Annotated in this window: 18 protein-coding genes; 9 read left to right on the forward strand and 9 right to left on the reverse strand. The window is 73.0% G+C overall.

Annotated elements, in window-relative coordinates:
• The first annotated feature begins 757 nt into the window (after positions 1 to 757).
• On the forward strand, positions 758 to 1,483 hold the full coding sequence (locus tag A3IG_RS28310; RefSeq protein ID WP_236719270.1) for a uridine kinase family protein: 726 nt from the start codon (positions 758 to 760) through the stop codon (positions 1,481 to 1,483).
• 39 nt (positions 1,484 to 1,522) lie between these two features.
• Here A3IG_RS28310 and A3IG_RS0102445 read toward each other — a convergent pair whose 3' ends face one another.
• The gene (locus A3IG_RS0102445; RefSeq protein ID WP_026219820.1) at positions 1,523 to 2,395 is read right to left on the reverse strand and encodes a SigE family RNA polymerase sigma factor; all 873 of its coding nucleotides are present in this window, start codon (positions 2,393 to 2,395) and stop codon (positions 1,523 to 1,525) included.
• Between the two features lie 277 nt (positions 2,396 to 2,672).
• Between A3IG_RS0102445 and A3IG_RS0102450 the strand changes: the two genes are divergently transcribed.
• The 5 genes from A3IG_RS0102450 to A3IG_RS0102470 all read left to right on the forward strand — a co-directional run bounded on the left by A3IG_RS0102450 (position 2,673) and on the right by A3IG_RS0102470 (position 6,808).
• A complete protein-coding gene (locus tag A3IG_RS0102450) occupies positions 2,673 to 3,350 on the forward strand; it encodes a response regulator transcription factor (RefSeq protein ID WP_018381963.1) in 678 nt (225 codons plus the stop codon).
• Positions 3,347 to 5,059: a sensor histidine kinase gene (locus A3IG_RS0102455; protein ID WP_018381964.1), complete on the forward strand. Its 1,713-nt coding sequence runs from the start codon at positions 3,347 to 3,349 to the stop codon at positions 5,057 to 5,059. Before A3IG_RS0102450 ends, A3IG_RS0102455 begins: the two co-directional genes overlap by 4 nt.
• Positions 5,056 to 5,664 carry a hypothetical protein gene (locus tag A3IG_RS28315; protein ID WP_040910683.1) on the forward strand — a complete coding sequence of 203 codons (609 nt, stop codon included), beginning with the start codon at positions 5,056 to 5,058 and terminating at the stop codon, positions 5,662 to 5,664. Before A3IG_RS0102455 ends, A3IG_RS28315 begins: the two co-directional genes overlap by 4 nt.
• 83 nt (positions 5,665 to 5,747) lie before the next feature.
• On the forward strand, positions 5,748 to 6,395 hold the full coding sequence (locus A3IG_RS28320) for a VanZ family protein (RefSeq protein WP_322887980.1): 648 nt from the start codon (positions 5,748 to 5,750) through the stop codon (positions 6,393 to 6,395).
• A 215-nt stretch (positions 6,396 to 6,610) separates the two neighbouring features.
• Positions 6,611 to 6,808 carry a PspC domain-containing protein gene (locus tag A3IG_RS0102470; protein WP_018381967.1) on the forward strand — a complete coding sequence of 66 codons (198 nt, stop codon included), beginning with the start codon at positions 6,611 to 6,613 and terminating at the stop codon, positions 6,806 to 6,808.
• Between the two features lie 143 nt (positions 6,809 to 6,951).
• Here the strand turns inward: A3IG_RS0102470 and A3IG_RS35630 are convergent, their stop codons facing one another.
• The 3 genes from A3IG_RS35630 to A3IG_RS0102485 all read right to left on the reverse strand — a co-directional run bounded on the left by A3IG_RS35630 (position 6,952) and on the right by A3IG_RS0102485 (position 10,600).
• Positions 6,952 to 8,178: a hypothetical protein gene (locus A3IG_RS35630; RefSeq protein WP_018381968.1), complete on the reverse strand. Its 1,227-nt coding sequence runs from the start codon at positions 8,176 to 8,178 to the stop codon at positions 6,952 to 6,954.
• Between the two features lie 209 nt (positions 8,179 to 8,387).
• Positions 8,388 to 9,539 (reverse strand): adenosine deaminase, encoded by a 1,152-nt coding sequence (locus A3IG_RS28325; protein WP_018381969.1) that lies wholly within the window; start codon positions 9,537 to 9,539, stop codon positions 8,388 to 8,390.
• A gap of 164 nt (positions 9,540 to 9,703) precedes the next feature.
• On the reverse strand, positions 9,704 to 10,600 hold the full coding sequence (locus A3IG_RS0102485; protein WP_026219822.1) for a PhzF family phenazine biosynthesis protein: 897 nt from the start codon (positions 10,598 to 10,600) through the stop codon (positions 9,704 to 9,706).
• Between the two features lie 503 nt (positions 10,601 to 11,103).
• On the opposite strand from A3IG_RS0102485, the gene A3IG_RS32255 reads away from it, so the two are divergent.
• Both A3IG_RS32255 and A3IG_RS0102490 read left to right on the forward strand, forming a co-directional pair.
• Entirely contained in the window at positions 11,104 to 11,262 is a 159-nt protein-coding gene (locus tag A3IG_RS32255; RefSeq protein ID WP_058032955.1) for a hypothetical protein, read from the forward strand.
• A gap of 209 nt (positions 11,263 to 11,471) precedes the next feature.
• Positions 11,472 to 12,224 (forward strand): alpha/beta hydrolase, encoded by a 753-nt coding sequence (locus A3IG_RS0102490; RefSeq protein ID WP_018381971.1) that lies wholly within the window; start codon positions 11,472 to 11,474, stop codon positions 12,222 to 12,224.
• A gap of 108 nt (positions 12,225 to 12,332) precedes the next feature.
• Here the strand turns inward: A3IG_RS0102490 and A3IG_RS0102495 are convergent, their stop codons facing one another.
• Positions 12,333 to 13,289: a LysR family transcriptional regulator gene (locus A3IG_RS0102495; RefSeq protein ID WP_018381972.1), complete on the reverse strand. Its 957-nt coding sequence runs from the start codon at positions 13,287 to 13,289 to the stop codon at positions 12,333 to 12,335.
• Positions 13,290 to 13,408: 119 nt separating this feature from the next.
• On the opposite strand from A3IG_RS0102495, the gene A3IG_RS0102500 reads away from it, so the two are divergent.
• On the forward strand, positions 13,409 to 14,761 hold the full coding sequence (locus A3IG_RS0102500) for an MFS transporter (RefSeq protein ID WP_026219823.1): 1,353 nt from the start codon (positions 13,409 to 13,411) through the stop codon (positions 14,759 to 14,761).
• 6 nt (positions 14,762 to 14,767) lie between these two features.
• Here A3IG_RS0102500 and A3IG_RS0102505 read toward each other — a convergent pair whose 3' ends face one another.
• The 4 genes from A3IG_RS0102505 to A3IG_RS0102520 form a co-directional block, all read right to left on the reverse strand.
• Complete coding sequence (locus tag A3IG_RS0102505) at positions 14,768 to 15,358, reverse strand: Uma2 family endonuclease (protein ID WP_018381974.1); 591 nt, start codon at positions 15,356 to 15,358, stop codon at positions 14,768 to 14,770.
• Positions 15,359 to 15,454: 96 nt separating this feature from the next.
• Positions 15,455 to 16,732, reverse strand: a complete 1,278-nt coding sequence (locus A3IG_RS0102510; RefSeq protein WP_018381975.1) for a thymidine phosphorylase — start codon at positions 16,730 to 16,732, stop codon at positions 15,455 to 15,457.
• A 52-nt stretch (positions 16,733 to 16,784) separates the two neighbouring features.
• Entirely contained in the window at positions 16,785 to 17,207 is a 423-nt protein-coding gene (locus A3IG_RS0102515; RefSeq protein ID WP_018381976.1) for a cytidine deaminase, read from the reverse strand.
• Positions 17,208 to 18,407 (reverse strand): ABC transporter permease, encoded by a 1,200-nt coding sequence (locus tag A3IG_RS0102520; RefSeq protein WP_018381977.1) that lies wholly within the window; start codon positions 18,405 to 18,407, stop codon positions 17,208 to 17,210.
• Positions 18,408 to 18,418 lie beyond the last annotated feature (11 nt).

The following is an 18,418-nucleotide window of genomic DNA, read 5'->3' on the forward strand; positions in this document are numbered from 1 at the left end:
GGGGGCCCTGCCGCGCGACCGTGGGACCCGCAGCCGAACCGACACCGGCGAGCGCGGCGGGCCCGCCGCCGGTCCGCACCGGGGATTCCAGCTCCGGGCCGCGCTGGAGCTCGGGACCGCGGTACAGCGCCCCCGGGTGCCAGGGCGCCCGGTGCCTCTGCGTTCCCCGCGCGTGACGTCGCCGTACCTGATCCCGCCGTACCTGATCCCGCTGTGCTTGGCCTTGCTGTGCCTGGCCTTGCTGTGCCTGGCCTTGCTGTGCCTGACCCCTTGCGTCCTGGCTCGGCGACACCCGCCCCAGCATTGCTGGCTCTTGGGCTTGCGGGGCCCCGGCCGGGGTGGGAGCCGGGTGCGCGGACGCCGCGACCGGCGGGGGGACCGCGGCGACACAGACCGCGGGCCCGGCGGCCAGGGCGACGCCGGCGGAGGACACCGCGATGGCGGCACGCACCAGGGCGCGGGGCAGAACGGGCTTACCAGGCTGGGCGTGGCGGCCCTGGGACACGGACATATCCTCCTGCTTTCAGCGGTCGAGCACACTGCCACACTCAATGACTACTCACAGTAGCCGTTCGACTGCACGCACTCACTCAACCGCTCTCCATTTCCCCCGAAGGAGTAATGGAGCGCTACCGGACTACAGGGGCAGCGATTTGACCTTTTGCCCGCTATCGACACGATCTGTCCGATTGAACGGGCGAATCCATGGAGAATTCACCAGGTCACCACGCAGGGTGATACTGCACACTGGTGTTCCGTGAACCTTCATCCCGTCGCCCGTGCGATTTTGCTGACCGGCCCGTCCGGCACCGGCAAGACCTCCCTCGCCGCGCGCACCGGTCTCCCGGTGCTGCGGCTGGACGACTTCTACAAGTGCGGCGGCGATCCGACCCTGCCGTCGTTGCCCGGCGGCGGCGTTGACTGGGACTCCCCGAGGTCGTGGGACGCCCGGGCCGCGGTGTCGGCGGTCAGCGCCCTGGCCCGCACCGGGCGTGCGGAGGTCCCGGTCTACGACATCGCGGCCAGCGCCCGCGTGGGGAGCACGGCCCTGGAGCTGAGCGGTCAGCCGGTGTTCGTCGCCGAGGGCATCTTCGCTGCGGAGATCATTGACCGTTGCCGGGAGTTGGGGGTGCTCGCGGACGCGCTGTGCCTGTGCGGGCGCCCGTTCACCACGTTCCGCCGCAGGCTCGTGCGGGACCTGCGCGAACGGCGCAAGCCAGCACCGTTCCTGCTGCGCCGGGGCTGGATGCTGATGCGGGGCGAGGAGGCGATCGTCGCCCGGCAGACCGCGCTGGGTGCGCGGCCCTGCGGCCGGGAGGAGGCGCTGCGCCGGGTGGACTCCGCGGTGCGCCGTTGGACGCTCTACGGGTCCCGACCGCACGTGGAGGGTCCGACCACCGAACTCCCCGACGCCGCCCAGCCGACGGTTCCCGCGCCGGCCCCGCAGCCGTCCTCCACCACCCCACAGCCGTCGGCGCCCTGACCGCGGTGACCGCCGGCGACAGCGCCGGTCGGGGTCCGGTCAGGCGACGAGCTCGCCGAACGACCTCTGCTCGTCACCGGGGTTCAACTGCTCGTCGTCGCGCAGCCGGCGCAGCGAACGCCAGATGCTGCTCTTGACCGTGCCGACGCTGATCCCGAGTATGTCGGCGATCTCGGGGTCGGTGCGGCCCTCGTAGTAGCGCAGCACCAGCATGGTGCGCTGTGGCTCGGGCAGTTTGGCCAGCGCCTGCCAGAGCACCGCGCGCAGTTCCGTGCCGCGCATGGCGTCGCAGTCGCCCACGGTCTCGGGCAGTTCCTCGGTCGGGTACTCGTTGAGCTTGCGCCGACGCCAGGCCGATATGTGCAGGTTGGTCATGGTGCGGCGCAGGTAGCCGCCGACCGCGGCCTTGTCACTGATCCGGTCCCAGGCACGGTAGGTGCTGAACAGCGCGGTCTGGAGCAGGTCCTCCGCCTCGTGGCGGTCACCGGTCAGGTGGTAGGCGGTCGCGTACAGGGAGGCCCGGCGCTCCTCGACGTAGGCGGTGAAGTCCGCCTCGGCGTCGCCGCACCGCTGCCCGTTTCCCCCCGGAGCGGGCGCTGCCTGCCCGTACGCAACCGCGCTACCCCCGTTTCCCCCGTTGCTCCCCCCGCGCTCGGCGTCGCCGGTCAGCGCGACCATGCGACGCGGTCGGACAGTGGTGCCGGCGGCGCCCCCCCGACGTCCGCCGGCACCACTCGCCTGGACACCCGGCACCACCCGGGGCTTGCCCGGGAGGACCACGTGGTTGTGCACCCGTCCGGTGCCACGAGCGCACCCCCGCCCGCCCGCGGCACCGGACTTCTCATCGGCCCGTCCGTGGGCGGCGCGCACATGACGGACTGCGGCGGTGTTTCCTACTTGCAGTGCGTTCATGACGCGCCCCCGTTCCGGTGGTGCCGAGTGATCTCCCACAACGGCCGTGCTGGGTGTTTCCTTCCGGCAGTCCCCCGCCGTGGTCAACAAGCCTGTCGGAGCAGTTTCATAGCGCTGTCCGACGACTGTCACAGGCGCGTCACAGGGGCATCGGGGTCGGCGCACCACCCTCCGAGGGGCGGGATCAGCCGGTTTGTTGGCATATGCCGGGGTGTTCGCGGGGCGGCTCTCGACCAACTGTCGAAGCGAGCCATGGGTGTGGGACACAATGAGCCCCGTGCCCTTCCTGTTGCTCATCGAGGACGACGACGCGATCCGCACTGGCCTCGAATTCGCGCTGAGCCGCCAGGGCCACCGTGTGGTGGCCGCGGCCACCGGCGAGGACGGCCTGGAGCGGCTGCGCGAGCAGCGTCCGGACCTGATCGTGCTTGATGTGATGCTGCCCGGAATCGACGGTTTCGAGGTGTGTCGTCGAATCCGCCGGACCGATCAGCTACCGATCATCCTGCTGACCGCCCTCAGCGACGACATCGACGTGGTGGTGGGCCTGGAGTCCGGCGCTGACGACTACGTGGTCAAGCCGGTGCAGCCGAGGGTGCTGGACGCCAGGATCCGGGCGGTGCTCCGCCGTGGGGAACGGGACAGTTCCGACTCCGCCGTGTTCGGCAACGTCGTCATCGACCGGTCCGCGATGACGGTCACCAAGAACGGCAACGACCTCCAGCTCACCCCGACCGAGCTGCGCCTGCTGCTCGAGCTGAGCCGCCGCCCCGGCCAGGCACTGTCCAGGCAGCAGTTGCTGCGCCTGGTGTGGGAACACGACTACCTCGGCGACTCCCGCCTGGTGGACGCGTGCGTGCAGCGTCTACGCGCCAAGATCGAGGACATCCCGTCGTCGCCCTCGTTGATCCGTACGGTGCGTGGGGTCGGGTACCGGCTGGACCCGCCCCAGTGAGCGTTGCGGACACCGAGGAGACGAGCACCAGTGAGCGGCGGGGCAGCCGGTCCCTGATATGGGCCAGCCGACTACTGCGGCTGACCAGCCTGCGCATCCGGCTGGTCGTGGTCTTCGGCGCGGTGGCGCTGACCGCGGCGGTCGCCGCCTCCGGGATCGCCTACTGGCTCAACCGGGACGCCGTGCTCGGCCGGGCCCAGGTCTCCGCGCTCAACGACTTCCGCGACTCGCTCCAGGAGCGGGTGGGCGACCTTCCGCTGCATCCGCCCTGCTACACCCTGGAGGAGACCGCGCGGCAGCTCGCCGAACGCAGCAGCCAGGACTACGAGATCCTGCTGATCGACCAGGACCCGGACGGCAACGACTGCGCCAAGAGCTCGGACCCCGACGCGTTCTCCATGGAGTGGGTGCCCGAACAACTCCAGCACGCGGTGGAGAAGAAGCGCCCCCTGGACCAGAGCAACGACTACCCGTACCACCTGTACTGGCAGCGGACCGTCCACGACGGTCAGCCCTACCTGGTCGGCGGGAGCAGGATCATCGGTGGCGGGCCCACCGCGTACATGCTCAAGTCCCTGGACGCCGAGCGCGACGACATCGAGTCACTGGCCTGGTCCCTGGGGATCGCCACCGTGCTCGCGCTGGTCGGGGCCGCGTTGCTGGCCCAGGCGGCGTCCTCCACGGTGCTGCGTCCGGTGCAGCGGCTGGCCGACGCGGCCCGCCGGCTCGGCGAGGGACACCTGGACACCCGGCTGCGGGTGACCGGCGCCGACGAGCTGGCCGAGCTGTCCCGCACCTTCAACCAGACCGCCGCCGCCCTCCAACAGCGGGTCGAGGAGCTGAGCGCCCGGGAACAGGCGAGCCGCCAGTTCGTCGCCGACATGTCGCACGAGCTGCGCACCCCACTGACCGCGATGACCGCCGTGACGGAGGTGCTCGAGGAGGAGGCGGACACCATCGACCCGATGATCGCCCCAGCCGTGCGCCTGGTGGTGACCGAGACCCGACGGCTCAACAACCTGGTGGAGAACCTCATGGAGGTCACCAGGTTCGACGCCGGCACGGCACGACTGGTCCTGGACGACGTGGACGTCGCCGACATGCTCCTGGCCTGCATTGACGCCCGTGCCTGGCTGGACGCGGTGCACGTGGACGCCCCGCGCGGCATCGTGGTCCGCCTCGACCCGCGCCGCCTCGACGTGATCCTCGCCAACCTCATCGGCAACGCCCTCAAGCACGGCGGCTCCCCGGTGCGGATCACCGTGCGCACCGAGCCGGTGGACCCCGAGGACGTCAACGGGGCGTTCGCGACGGCGGACGCGGTGCTGGTCGTGGAGGTCTCGGACAGCGGGCCCGGCATCCCCGAGGAGGTGCTGCCCCACGTGTTCGACCGCTTCTACAAGGCGGACACCGCCCGGCCGCGGTCCGAGGGCAGTGGACTCGGCCTGTCCATCGCCATGGAGAACGCCCACATACACGGGGGAGTGATCAGCGCGGCCAACGCCCCTTCGGGCGGTGCCGTCTTCACCGTGCGGCTGCCCATCGGCGGCCCCACCCCTGGCACCCCGTCCGCAGTCGAGAAGCACGCGGAGGGTGGCGCGAGCGCGCACCGGGAACCCGGTGCCCCACAGCCCGGGGCGGCCGAGCCGCGGGGCGGGGAGGAACGGAACGCGGACCGCCCGGGGCAGCGGGGAGGTGACCGGCCGTGAGACCGCGTACGGCCGTGGTGGCGGCGACAGTGGCGGGTGTGGTGCTGGCGTCGGGCTGCGGCATTCGGGCCACCCGCGTCCCGGTGGACGCCGGGCCCGCTCCCAGCAGGTCCAGGTGCCTGGAGCCGGAGAAGTCGCCCTCGCCGTCCGCGTCCTCCCCCGCGACCCGCCCAGAAGACGACTTCCAGGTACACGACGCGGAGGTCTTCCTGGTCTGCAACGGGCAGGTCGCCGGGGTGCAGCGGGAGGGGAGCTTCCAGGGCGACTACCGCACGGTCGCCGGACTGCTGCTCGAACAGCTCAAGCTCACCCCGAACGGCAGCGAGGCCGACCTGGGCTACTCCACCAAGGTCCCCGCCGACCTGGAGCTGCTCTCGGCACGCGAGGGCGACCCGGTGGGCACCGTGCGGCTGAACCACCGGCCCGACCGGCTCCGGCCCCTGGCCCTGGGACAGATCGTGTGCACCCTGTCCCGGAACCTGTGGCGGGACGGTGCGGTCCCGCTCGCCGGTGGCACGGCGGACTCCCCGGTGCTGCGGTACACCTGCGACACGCAGATCCGCACCGAGCCGGGAACCGGAACGGAAGGCGACATTCCGCTTTGATGTGACGCGTGACTGGGCGTCCCGTACCGTGGCCGTCCGTGGCGACACGGAACCACAGGCCGGCACCTGGCGTCCTTCCCGGCGTGCAACGTGGAGGGTCCGGCACACGGGCCGGTACTGGATCAAGGACGGACAGCGACCGCGCCGCACCCGCGGTGCGGGTGCTCGGCGGCGCACTGCTGGCCTTCCACCTGTCACTGGTCTCCTGGCTCATGCTCCGCCCGCTCTCGGTGCCCTGGGTCTACAGCGCCAACGTCAGACCGCTGGCCACCATCGACCGCATCCTGCTCACCGACCCCGTCGCCGGCAGCCGCACCATCGGCACCGAACTGTTGCTGCTCGCGCCACTGGGGGTCCTGCTCCCCCTGCTGGCGGGGCGGCTCGACGCCTCCGCGCTCGGCTCGTTCACCCGGACGGTGTTCTGCGGTGCCGCGGTGTCGTTCGGTATCGAATGCTGGCAGACCCAGGTCCCGGGGCGGGTCTTCGACGTGGACACGGTGATCCTCAACGCCGTGGGGGTGGCGGTCGCACACCTGCTGGTGGTGCCGGGAACGAGGTCGAGACTGCGCCGTCGGCGCACCACCCGCCACCGTGTACCGCGGGACCTCGCGCCCGCCCCGGCGGCCACCCCGGTCGCCGCGCCGCCTCGGCCCGGGTCCCAGGACGTCCTGGCCGTGCGTGCGCCCGCCATCTCCTACGAGGTCGCGGCCCACCTGCACCGCGGGATGTGACCACCGCGGCGGTCCACCCGGACGCGCCCCGCAGTCGATCGCTCGCTCGGGGGATAGCCGGGGCATCCGGGGAAACCCTGACAGGACCGCGCGGTCTCCCTCACCGGTGTGGTACCGCGTCCGACGGATTGACGACCGGGTCCGTCGTCGGGGCCCACGGTGCCAAGCGGCCGTCGGGGCCGCGGCGCCGGCCGTGACACAACCGAGGAGTGCCCATGTCCACCCTGGTCCGTCCACGCGACGACAGGCTGATCGCTGGTGTGTGCGCCGCGCTCGCCAGGCGCTTCGACGTCTCTTCCAGCACGGTCCGGGTGGTGTTCCTGGTCTCGTGCCTGCTGCCCGGACCGCAGGTACTGGTCTACCTGGCGCTGTGGATCCTGGTGCCGGACGAACGCCGCGCGACCGTCCCCTGAGCCGGCGGGCCGCCGCGCCCGCACCAACGCCAGCACCGAGACCGTTGGGCTCCGGCAGGCAGGGGTCCACACCCGCTGACCGCCGGACCGCCGCTCCGGAAGCGCGGCGGTCCGGCGGTCAGCGAGGACTCGACGGAGCGTCGTCAGCGCCCCTGGCCACCGAGGCCGGGCAGCAGCGAGCCGGCCGCGCCGCGCGGCAGACGCGGGCCGTGGTTCCCGATCTGCCCCGCCGTCATCGCCTGGCCCCGCGCCGTCGGGGCGGCGGGAGCCATCTGGCCCGCCGTGTTCCGCGTCATCGTGGCGTGGGCGGCTGCCTTGGCCCGTGCCACCTCCAGCTTGTGCCGCGCCAGGGCGACGCGGTTGTCCATGTCGTTCCGGGCCATCGGCGCCCTGGCGACCGGGGCCTGGGCCGGGGAGGTCTGGGCCGCCGGCACCTGGACCGGTGCCTGGACCGGTGCCTGGACCGCCGGCACCTTCACCGGGTTCCTGGCGGCCGGGGTCTTGATGGCCGGGGTCTTGGCGGCCGGGGTCTTGGCCGCGGGCATCTGGACGGCGGGGGCCTGCGCAGCCGGAGCCGTGACGGCGGGCCTCTTGACGCTCGGGGTCGTCACGGTCGGGGTCTGGGCAGCCGGAGCCTGGGCACCCAGGTCGTCCCGGCCCGCCGGGGCCTGCACCGCCGGAGCCTGGGCAGCCGGGGGCCGGACGGCAGGCGCCTGGGCGGCGGGGGCCTGCGCAGCCGGAGCATCAACAGCGGGAGCCTGGGCGGCCGGGGGCCGGACGGTCGGGGTCTGGGCGGCCGGAGCCTGGGCGGCCAGGTCCTGGCGACCGGCTGGAGCCTGGGCCACCGGCCCCTCCGCCGCTCCCGGGACTCCCAGGTCGTTCCGTGCCGCGGGGGTCTTGGCCGCCGTGTCCGGGGCCTGACCGTCGAAGGCCGGAAGGGTGTGCACGTCCCTGGCTGCGGGCGCCGCCTCGGCCGGGTCCCCGGCCGGCAGGGTGTGCACCGACCCGACCGGGAGCACCTTGCCCCTGGCCGCCCCGTCCACCTTGCCCTTGCCCGTCCGGTTCACCTTGCTGGCCTTGGTCGCCTTGCCGGCCTTGCCCTTGCTCACCTTGTGTGAACGGCCCTGGGCCTGCCCCTTGGCGCTCGGCAGGCTGACCACCCTCGCCGAGCCGTCGTTGAGCGCCTGCTGGATGGCGGCCATCAACTCGGCCATGCCCGGTGAGGCCTGGGCCGTGTGGCGCGCGGGGACGGCGGCGACGGCCGGGTCCGCCGGCGTGGCGGCGCTGGCCACACCGGCGGACCCGGTGGCGACGGCGATGCCGAGCACGGCGGCACCGGCGGTCTTCAGCATGCGGGACGGCTTCATCATCCGTGGTACTCCTCGATGGTTCCGGCTCGGCAGGGCGTCACCAGGCCGTCCGGCTGGGTGCGCCGGCCGGGCACGGTTCCACCCGTCGTGACTGCGCAACGTAGTCATCCAGCTACTCATTGCGCAACGACGACGCGCGGGCGGCCACACCGACCGTCACGCCCTCCCGCCGCGGCCGCCCCTCCTCCGGAACCCCTGGCGGCCCGCGGTCAGCGGAACAACCACTCCGCCTTGAGCTCGGCGTACCCGGGCTTGATCACATCGTTGATCATCGCTAGACGTTCATCAAAAGGAATGAATGCCGACTTCATCGCATTGACGGTGAACCACTGCATGTCATCGAGCGTGTAGTGGAACGTCCGTACCAGGTGCTCGAACTCGGCGCTCATGCTGGTGCCGCTCATCAACCGGTTGTCGGTGTTCACGGTGGCCCGGAAGTGCAGCCGGCGGAGCAGTCCGATGGGATGGTCGGCGTACGACGAGGCGGCGCCGGTCTGGAGGTTGGAGGTGGGGCACAACTCCAGCGGAACCCGCTTGTCCCGGACGTACGCGGCGAGCCGGCCCAGCGTCACCCCCCCGTCCTCGGCGACCTTGATGTCATCGATGATCCGCACGCCGTGGCCCAGCCGGTCCGCACCGCACCACTGGAGCGCCTGCCAGATGGAGGGCAGTCCGAAGCCCTCCCCGGCGTGGATCGTGAAGTGGTTGTTCTCCCGCTTGAGGTACTCGAAGGCGTCGAGGTGGCGGGTGGGCGGGAACCCGGCCTCCGCGCCGGCGATGTCGAACCCGACGACCCCGACGTCCCGGTAGCGGTTGGCGAGTTCGGCGATCTCCAGCGAGCGCGCGGCGTGCCGCATCGCGGTGAGCAGGGCGCCCACCCGGATGCGGTGGCCTCTGGCCCGCGCGGTTCTCTCCCCTTCCCGGAAGCCCTCGTTGACCGCCTCGACCACCTCCTCCAGGGTGAGGCCGCCGTTCAGGTGCTGCTCGGGGGCGTAGCGGACCTCGGCGTAGACGACGCCGTCGGCCGCGAGGTCCTCGGCGCACTCGGCCGCGACCCGCACCAGGGACTCTCGGGTCTGCATCACCCCGCAGGTGTGCGAGAAGGTCTCCAGGTACCGCTCGAGCGACCCGGAGTCGGCGGCCTCCCGGAACCACTCCCCGAGCCGCTCGGGATCGGTCTCCGGCAGCGCCTGGTAGCCGTTGGCCGGGGCCAGTTCCACGATGGTGGCGGGCCGCAGGCCACCGTCGAGGTGGTCGTGGAGCAACACCTTGGGGGCCCGGCGGACCTGCTCCGGGGTGGGCTTGGTGCGGGGGCCCTCGGCCGGGGCGCTGGACGTGGTGGTGGAGTCATGGCTCTGCATTGTTGAAACGTAGTACCTACGCGCGTAGCACACATCCGCAACGCCTCCATCACCCCGGAAAACGGGGCCCGGCCCCCGGTCCCCGACCCGCGCGCCGGGGCGGGGGCCGTAGACCGGGGGCCGGGGGCCGTAGACCGGGGGCCAGCAGGCCAGCAGGCCGACGACTACTCCGGGATGCGGACCGCCGTTCCGGTCACCCGCACGCGCGGGTCACCGGGGCGCAGCTCGACCGTCAGCTCGCCGGGACGCCCCATGTCGTGCCCCTGGTGCAGGGTGAGGCGGGCGTCGGGGCGAACGAGGCCCAACTCGCGCAGGTAGCCCCCGAGGGCCGCGGCAGCGGCGCCGGTGGCCGGGTCCTCCACGACCCCACCCACCGGGAACGGGTCCCGGACGTGGAAGACGGTCTCCGACTCCCGCCAGACCAGTTGGAGCGTGGTCAGGTCGAGCCAGGCCATCAACGCGGCCAACCGGTCGAAGTCGTAGTCGAGGTCGGCCAGCCGGTCCCGGGTGGCCGCGGCGACCACCAGGTGGCGGGCGCCTGCGTAGGCGATGCGCGGCGGCAGGGCGCCGTCCAGCTCCGCGGGGGACCAGCGCAGGGCGGCGAGCGCCTCGGCCAGCTCCGGCGCGCCGACCTCCTCGGTGTGCGGCTCGACGCTGGTCAGCGTCGCCCGCAGGGAGCCGTCCTGGGCGACCACCGACACCGGCACCGTGCCCACCGGTGTGGCGAAGAGGAACTCCCCGGGTCCTGAGCGGTCGGCCAGCGCGACCGCGGACGCCACGGTGGCGTGTCCGCAGAACGACACCTCGGCCTTCGGGCTGAAGTACCGGACGGTGAAGGTCCGTCCGGCCACTCCGGCGCCGTCCGCACCCTCGGGCCGCGCGGTCAGGAAGGCCGTCTCCGAATAGCCGACGCGGGACGCGACGGCGAGCATCGCGTCGTCGTCGAGCCCCGTCGCGTCGAGCACCACACCGGCCGGGTTGCCGCCGGCCGGGTCGCCGGTGAAGGCCGCGTAGCGCAGCACCGTGGGAGGGGACGCCGACGGGTCTTGGTTCGCAGTCATGGTTGATTCTCATTCGGCGGCGGGCCAGGGGGAAGGTGCACCCGATGTGGGCTCGGCCATGACGCCTGACGGGGGCCCCGCCGAGTGGCTGTCCTGCGGAGGTGGGCGACGGCCGGGGCCTCGCGACCCGGGATTCACCCTGCCGTCCGCACCTGGGAGAGTGCTGCCTTGACTGCTCCTCCGCCTGGGGGCGGGGCTTTCCTGGCTCGGGCTGCCTCCCGGAGCGGCGCTCCGGGAGGTCTCGTTCCCTGGGCACCAGCCGGGGTGGGACCAGCCCGGGCGAGCGTCGTGCGGGGTTCTTGTCCCTGGGGGACACGGTTCCGCAGGTGGCGCAGGTGTGGGTGCGTTCCGAAAGAGGTAGGCGTGCTTGGTCCTCGCTCCGCACGACGCGCGGCCCTTGGTGGTGTGCGCGGGGTGCCCGAGCCGGCGGGCGGGGCGGCGGCGGGCCGTCATCCGCGTACCCCCCACTGCCTGCCGCGGTGCCGCCACGGCATCATTCCAGCATGGACGACGAGAAGCGGATCTCTCCCCGCCTGCCAACGGACCTCCATGCACGCCTCGTCGGGGCAGCCGGTACCGACCGGCGGTCCCCCAACTCCGGGATCCTCCACCTGCTCGAGGTCGCACTCGGCCCGACGGGTGGGGACGACCCGTCGCCCTGACGGCGATCGGCCGTTCCCCGCCCTGCTCCGCAAGGGTCCGATTCCTCCCCGGCCTCGAGGCCGGGACGTCCCCGGAGGAACCCGGTGACTCCACCCGCACCTGGACGCGCGGGCTCCCCGCGCCGGTGGCCGGGCCCGTGCGCAGGCAACCGGCGACTCGATTCCCCCACCAGCCGAAGCTGGCGCCGCTGCCCCGGAAAGAAGGACTGATGGGATCCGACACGCTACCCACGCGAGGGGCACGGCTGGGCAGACCCGTCGGCGGTGCCCCGGCCGGCACCGTGCGCGGTGCCGTTCTCCTGCTGCCCGGCGGTGAGGTGATGGGCACCCGCAGGCCCACCGGGCTGGCCGCGGCGGCGCTGTGGCCGCTGGGCCGGTACCTGGCCCGGGCGGGCAGGAAGGAGGGGCTGGTCGGGCACATCGTGCACTACCGGCACAGCGGCTGGAACGGGGACAGCGCCCACCCGGCGCAGGACGCGGCGTGGGCCGTGGAGGAGGTCGTGCGGCGCTACGGCGACGTTCCCGTCTGCCTGGTGGGCATGGCGATGGGCGCGCGGGCCGCGCTGCGGGTGGCCGGGCACGAGGCGGTCGTCTCGGTGGTGGCGCTCGCGCCGTGGCTGCCGGTGGTCCCGGACCCCGATCCGGTCAGGCAGCTTGCCGGCCGCAAGGTGCTGATCGCCCACGGCACCAGGGACGCCGAGGCCGACCCCGAGCTCTCCTACCGCTTCGCCCAGCGGGTGAAGAAGGTGAACCCGGACATCTGCCGGTTCGAGGTGCACTCCGACGGTCACACGCTCTATCAGCACCGGCCCGAGATCTTCGCGTTGACCTCGGACTTCCTCCTGGGCACGCTCTTCGCCCAGCGGCTGTCCCGGCCGGTGGCGGACGCGCTGGCCGCGCCTCCGCCGCTGGGTCTGAGGATGCCGCTCGCCTCCGGCTTCGGGCGCAGTCTGCGCCCCTGAAAGCGTCCGCCTGGACGCGTCCGCCCGGACGCGTCCGTCTGAACGGTCCGCCTGGCGACCGGTGGAACGCCCGGACCCGGCTGGGCCCGCCCCGGCCGAACCGTGTCGTCACCGCGCCGGTGGCGGTTCCGGTTCCCCGGGCAGCAGGCTTCCGCGACGGGCCAGCAGGAACCGCTTGAACGTCGCGACCGGAGGGGTGTCCGGCTGCCCCTCCCGCCAGGCGAGTCCGATCTGCCGCACCGCTCGGGGCGCGGTGACGGCGAGTTCCACCACGTTCGGCCGGGGCAGGACCGGCGGTGGCAGCAGGGCGACCCCGAGGCCCACCGCCACCAGGCCGCGCAGGGTCTCGGTCTCCTCCCCCTCGAACGCGATCCGGGGGGCGAAGCCGGCGTTGGCGCAGAGTTCGTCGGTGATCCGCCGCAGTCCGTAGCCGGTCTCCAGCACCACGAACGGGTCCTTCGCCACCTCTGCCAGCCGTACCCGCCGCCGTCCGGCGAGCCGGTGGCCGGCCGGGACCACCAGGTTCAACCGCTGTTCGTCCAGGCGTCGCACCGCCACCCTGGGGTCCTGCGGCAGCGGGGAGATCAGGCACAGGTCGAGGCCGCCCGCCAGCAGCCTGGCCACCATCGCGGCACCGTGGTCCTGCACCAACTGGAAGCGGATGCGGGGATTGGCCGCACGGAAGTCGTGGAGCAGCCCCGGCACCGTCTCGGGGCCGAGGGTGTGCAGGAAGCCGAACGACACCAGCCCGGTGGCCGGGTCGGCGTCCGCACGCAGGGCCTCCGCACCCCGCTCCACCTCGGCCAGCGCGCGTTCCGCCGAGGCCAGCAGCTCGCGGCCGGCCCGGGTGAGGCTCACCGCACGGCCGTGCCTGGCCAGCAACGCCACCCCCAGCTCGGCCTCCAGACGGGCGATGGAGCGGCTGAGGGTGGGCTGGGGCATGCCGAGCAGCGCGGCGGCCCGGGAGACGTGCTCGGTGCGGGCGACGGCGACGAACTGGGCGAGTTGGGGGGCGAGGACCGTCGCCCACGAGCCGGACGCCAGTTCCACGGGTGTGGTGTGCATGACTTCTCCCTCGGATCGACGCGCGGTGACCGCCCCTGACGAGCACTCATGCATTAATGCATGAATCACTGGTCAATGGTGGATTGGACCGCATCAATCGGCGCACCTACCGTCGAGGCATGCCCAGTGACAGTACTGGGGCGCCCGTCACGACGGGCGCCCCCACCTCGTCGTTCCCGCGCACCTCGTCCCCGGTGTCCACCACCACCGCGGCGCCGGCGGTCCGCCGGGCGGCTGCTCCCGCCGCCACCCCGGCGCCCCCGAAGGACGGGCACCTTCCCGGCAGCCGCGGCTACCGCCGGGCCAACCTGGCGCTGTTCGCCGCGGGCGTCGCCACGTTCGCCCTGGTGTACGCGACGCAGGCCCTGCTCCCCGCGATCTCCGCGGACCTCGGGGTGTCCCCCGGCCGGGCCAGCCTGACCGTCTCCGCCACCACCACCGGCCTGGCGGTCGCGGTGCTGCCGCTGAGCGCCCTGTCCGAACGGTGGGGCAGGACCAGGGTGATGACGGCGTCGGTGTTCACCGCGGCGGTGCTGGCCCTGCTGGTGCCGTTCGCTCCCGACCTGACGAGCCTGGTCGTCCTGCGGGCCGTGCAGGGGATGGCGCTGGCCGGGCTCCCGGCGACCGCCCTGGCCTACCTCGCCGAGGAACTGCACCCGCGGGCGATCACCGCCGCCGTCGGACTCCACGTCGCCGGGAACAGCGTCGGCGGGATGAGCTCGAGGATCATCACCGGGACCGTCTGCGAGGGCTACGGCTGGCGTGCCGCGGTCGCGGTCGTCGGGGTGCTGTCCCTGCTGTGCGCGGTCGCGTTCCGCCTGCTCATCCCCCCGGCCGCCCGGTTCCAGCCGGCGCCGGTGCACCCCCGGGCCGTGTGGGACACCGTGCGGGGGCACCTCGCCAACCCGCTGCTGACCCGCCTGTACGCGATCGGGCTGCTGCTGATGACGGTCTTCGGCGGGGTCTACACGGTGCTCGGCTACCGGCTGCTCGCCGAACCGTTCGGCCTGCCGGAGAGCGTGGCGGGCCTGGTGTTCCTGGTCTACCTGGTCGGCACGGCCAGCTCGGCCGCGGCGGGGCGCCTGGCCGGCCGGCTGGGGCGCCGCGGCGCCCTCTACACCGGCATCCTGACCGCCGCCGCCGGGCTGCTGCTCAGCGTCACCGACCACCTCGCCGCGGTGCTACTCGGCCTGGTGCTGATCACGGCGGGGTTCTTCACCGCGCACACCGTCGCCTCCTCCTCGGTGAGCCGGGCCGTGGTCCGCGGCCGGGCCCAGGCCACGGCGTTGTACCTGACGGCCTACTACGTGGGCAACGGCATCGGCGGCACCCTGGGCGCCTCCACCTACCACGCCGCCGGCTGGAGCGGCACGGTCGCCATGGGCCTGACGGCGCTGACCGGGGCGGCGGGGATCACCCTCTACGCCACCCGCCGGGCGGTGGCGGCCCAACGGGTGGCCAGGACGGCCTGAGGGCGGTCAGGGGAGCGGGAACTCACCGGTGTCGACGGCCAGCCCGAACGGTTCGGGCAGCGTGATCCGCTCCCCGTACTCGACCTTCGACAGCACGCGGTAGGTGCCGTTCTCCGGCTCGCCGTGGAGGGTGGCGACCGGGCAGCCGGAACGGCAGGGATCGAGGAGCAGGTAGAGCGGGACGCCGGCCGGGGCGTAGCCGTGCACCTTGGCGATCCGGTCGTTGTGGGCGTTGCCCGGGGAAGTGATCTCCACCACGAGCTCGGCCTCACTGGCCGGAACGTGGTGTCCCGGCCGCGCCACCACCGTCTCCGGCAGCACCACGAGGTCCGGGACGTAGAGCCCCTGACGACCGGGCACGGAGACACCCAGCGTCTGGTACGCGCCCCAGTCCCCCGGGATGACGGAGTACAACGACCGCTGGAGTCGCTGAGCCGTCGCACCGCGGTCGTTGGTGGGCGGCGGTGCCATGGTGACGATCCCCTCGACGACCTCCACCGTCCAGCCCTCGGGCCCGTCCGTCCGCTCCCAGACCCCGACGAGCTCCTCCCAGCCGGGGCCGTGCTCCAGCCGGTGCTCGGCGGCGAGTGCGCTCATGGGTTCCCTTCGCTCGGTGCGTCACCGAGCGAAGCACGCCCAACGGACCCGGGCCGGCCCAACGGTGGGGGTTCGTCCCTTCGGGGGCCCGCCCGGTCAGGCGATCCGTTCGAGCACCGTCCCGCCCCGCTGGTGCTCGGTGCCGGGCGGGGAGACCACGACCCCGTCGGCGAGGGCCTCGAGGGCGTGCGGGAACCGCTCCGGGGTGTCGGTGTGCAGGGTGAGCAGCGGTTGCCCGGCACGGACCGCGGCGCCGGGCTTGGCATGGAGCTCGACGCCGGCGGCGAGCTGGACCGCGTCCTCCTTGCGGGCCCGGCCGGCGCCCAGGCGCCAGGCGGCGACACCGACCGCGTAGGCGTCCAGCGTGGTCAGCACCCCGTCCCGGTCCGCGGTGAGCACGTGCTGCTCCCGGGAGGTGGGCAGCGGGGCGTCCGGGTCACCGCCCTGGGCGGTGACCATGCGGCGCCAGTGGTCCATGGCCGTGCCGTCCCGCAGCGCGTCGGCCGGGTCCTTCCCGGTGGCCCCCGCCGCGGCCAGCATCTCCCGGGCCAGGGCCAGGGTGAGCGCCACCACGTCGTCGGGGCCGCCGCCGGAGAGGACCTCCACGGACTCGCGGACCTCCAGGGCGTTGCCGGCGGTCAGCCCGAGCGGGGTGGACATGTCGGTGAGCAGGGCCACGGTGGGCAGCCCGTGGTCGTGGCCGAGTCCGACCATGGTGTGGGCGAGCTCCCGGGCGTCGGACAGGTTCTTCATGAACGCGCCGGAGCCCACCTTGACGTCCAGCACCAGCGCGCCGGTCCCCTCCGCGATCTTCTTGGACATGATCGAGCTGGCGATCAGCGGCATGGACTCCACCGTGGCGGTGACGTCCCGCAGCGCGTACAGCTTGCGGTCCGCCGGGGCCAGGCCCTCCCCGGCGGCGCAGATCACCGCCCCGGCCTCGCGGAGCACGCCGAGCATCTCCTCGTTGGACAGGGAGGCCCGCCAGCCGGGGATGGACTCCAGCTTGTCGAGGGTTCCACCGGTGTGCCCCAGGCCGCGGCCGGAGAGCTGGGGGACGGCGGCGCCGCACGCCGCCACCAGCGGGGCCAGCGGCAGGGTGATCTTGTCGCCGACGCCGCCGGTGGAGTGCTTGTCCACGGTGGGCAGCGGCAGCCCGGAGAAGTCCATCCGCTCGCCGGAGGCGATCATGGCGGCGGTCCAGCGGGCGATCTCCTGGCGGGTCATCCCGTTGAGCAGGATCGCCATGGCGAGCGCGGACATCTGCTCGTCGGCGACCTCGCCCCGGGTGTAGGCGTCGATCACCCAGTCGATCTGCTGGTCGCTGAGCCGGCCGCGGTCGCGCTTGGTGCGGATGACGGAGATGGCGTCCATGCGGTGTGCTTTCCTCACGTGGTGGCACCGGCGGGGCGCCCCGGTCGGGGCGTCAGCGGGCCTTGGAGTGGTCGGCGGCCACCAGGTCGGCGGTGCCGAAGGCGTCGGGCAGGATCTCGCTCATCGGACGGATGCCGCGCGGGGTGTCCACCAGCAGCTCCGGCCCGCCGTGCTCCCAGAGCAACTGCCGGCACCGGCCGCACGGCATCAACGGGTCACCGTCGCCGTTGACGCAGCAGAAGGCGGTCAGCCGGCCGCCCCCGGTGGCGTACAGCTCGGACACCAGGCCGCACTCGGCGCAGAGGGACACCCCGTAGGCGGCGTTCTCCACGTTGCAGCCCGCCACGGTCCTGCCGTCGTCCACCAGGGCGGCGGCACCCACCGGGAAGCCCGAGTACGGGGCGTAGGCGCGGGACATCATCTCCCGCGCCGCCGCCCGCAGACCGGCCCAGTCGACGGTTGGTCGTTGGTCCATCTACGTGCCCTCTCCACGTCTGTAGGGGATGCCGTCGGCCTTGGGCATCCGTAGTCGCTGCGAGGAGAACGCGAGCACCAGCAGCGTGGTGAGGTACGGCGCGGCCTGGATGAACTCGGCGGGAACCTCGTCGGACAGCACGTACCACACCGCGGAGCCGGCTCCGAAGACCACGCTGAACGATGCCGCCAGATAGCTGCGCCGGTAGAGCTGCCAGAGGGCGAGCAGGACCAGCAGCACCGCCAGGAGCAGCAGCAGCGCCCGCACGTTGTCGTTGTTCCGCAGTCGGAGGCTGTCGGTGAAGCCGAACAGGCCGGCGCCCATGGCCAGGCCACCGGGCCGCCAGTTACCGAAGATCATCGCGGCGAGGCCGATGTAGCCGCGTCCGCTGGTCTGCCCCTCCCGGTAGAAGTCCGCGGTGACCTCGGCCAGGAAGACACCGCCGAGGCCGGCCAGCGCCCCCGACGTGATCACGCCGATGTACTTGTAGAGGTAGACGTTGACGCCGAGGCTCTCCGCGGCGACCGGTGCCTCACCGCAGGACCGCAGCCGCAGGCCGAACGGGGTGCGCCACAGCACCAGGAAGCTCAACGGGACCAGCGTCACCGCGATCACGGTGAGCGCGGAGATGTCCCTGACCAGGCCGCCGCAGAGCCCCGCGAGGTCGGAGACGAGGAACCAGTGCTCGCGGTTGATGTCGGTCAACCAGTCCGCGAGGTGGGGCACGGTCCAGCGGGGCAGCGGGTCGATGTTCGGGGACTGCACCGGGGTGCCGCCCTGGACCCCGTCGAAGGCCAGCCGGGACAGGTACTGGGTGGCCCCGCCGGCCAGGATGTTGATGGCCACACCGGAGATGATGTGGTTCACCCCGAAGGTGACGGTGACCACCGCGTGGGTCAGGCCGCCGAGCGCGCCCCCGAGGACGCCCACCAGCACGCCCACCCAGGGGCCCCACTGGTACCCGGCCCAGGCCCCACACCAGGTGCCCAGGATCATCATGCCCTCGAGACCGATGTTGACCACACCGGCGCGCTCGGCCCACAGCCCGCCCAGGCCGGCGAGACCGACCGGGACGGCGAGCTGCAGCGCGGCGGCGGCCTGCCCGTCGGAGGTCAGGTCGTGCGCCCCGGTGACCACCCGGACGGCGGAGAACAGCACAAGACCGGCCGCCACCAACAGCAGCACCACGGGCAGGCTCATCTGGCGGCGGA

This window comes from Wenjunlia vitaminophila DSM 41686 (genome assembly GCF_000380165.1).
Lineage (GTDB): Bacteria > Actinomycetota > Actinomycetes > Streptomycetales > Streptomycetaceae > Wenjunlia > Wenjunlia vitaminophila.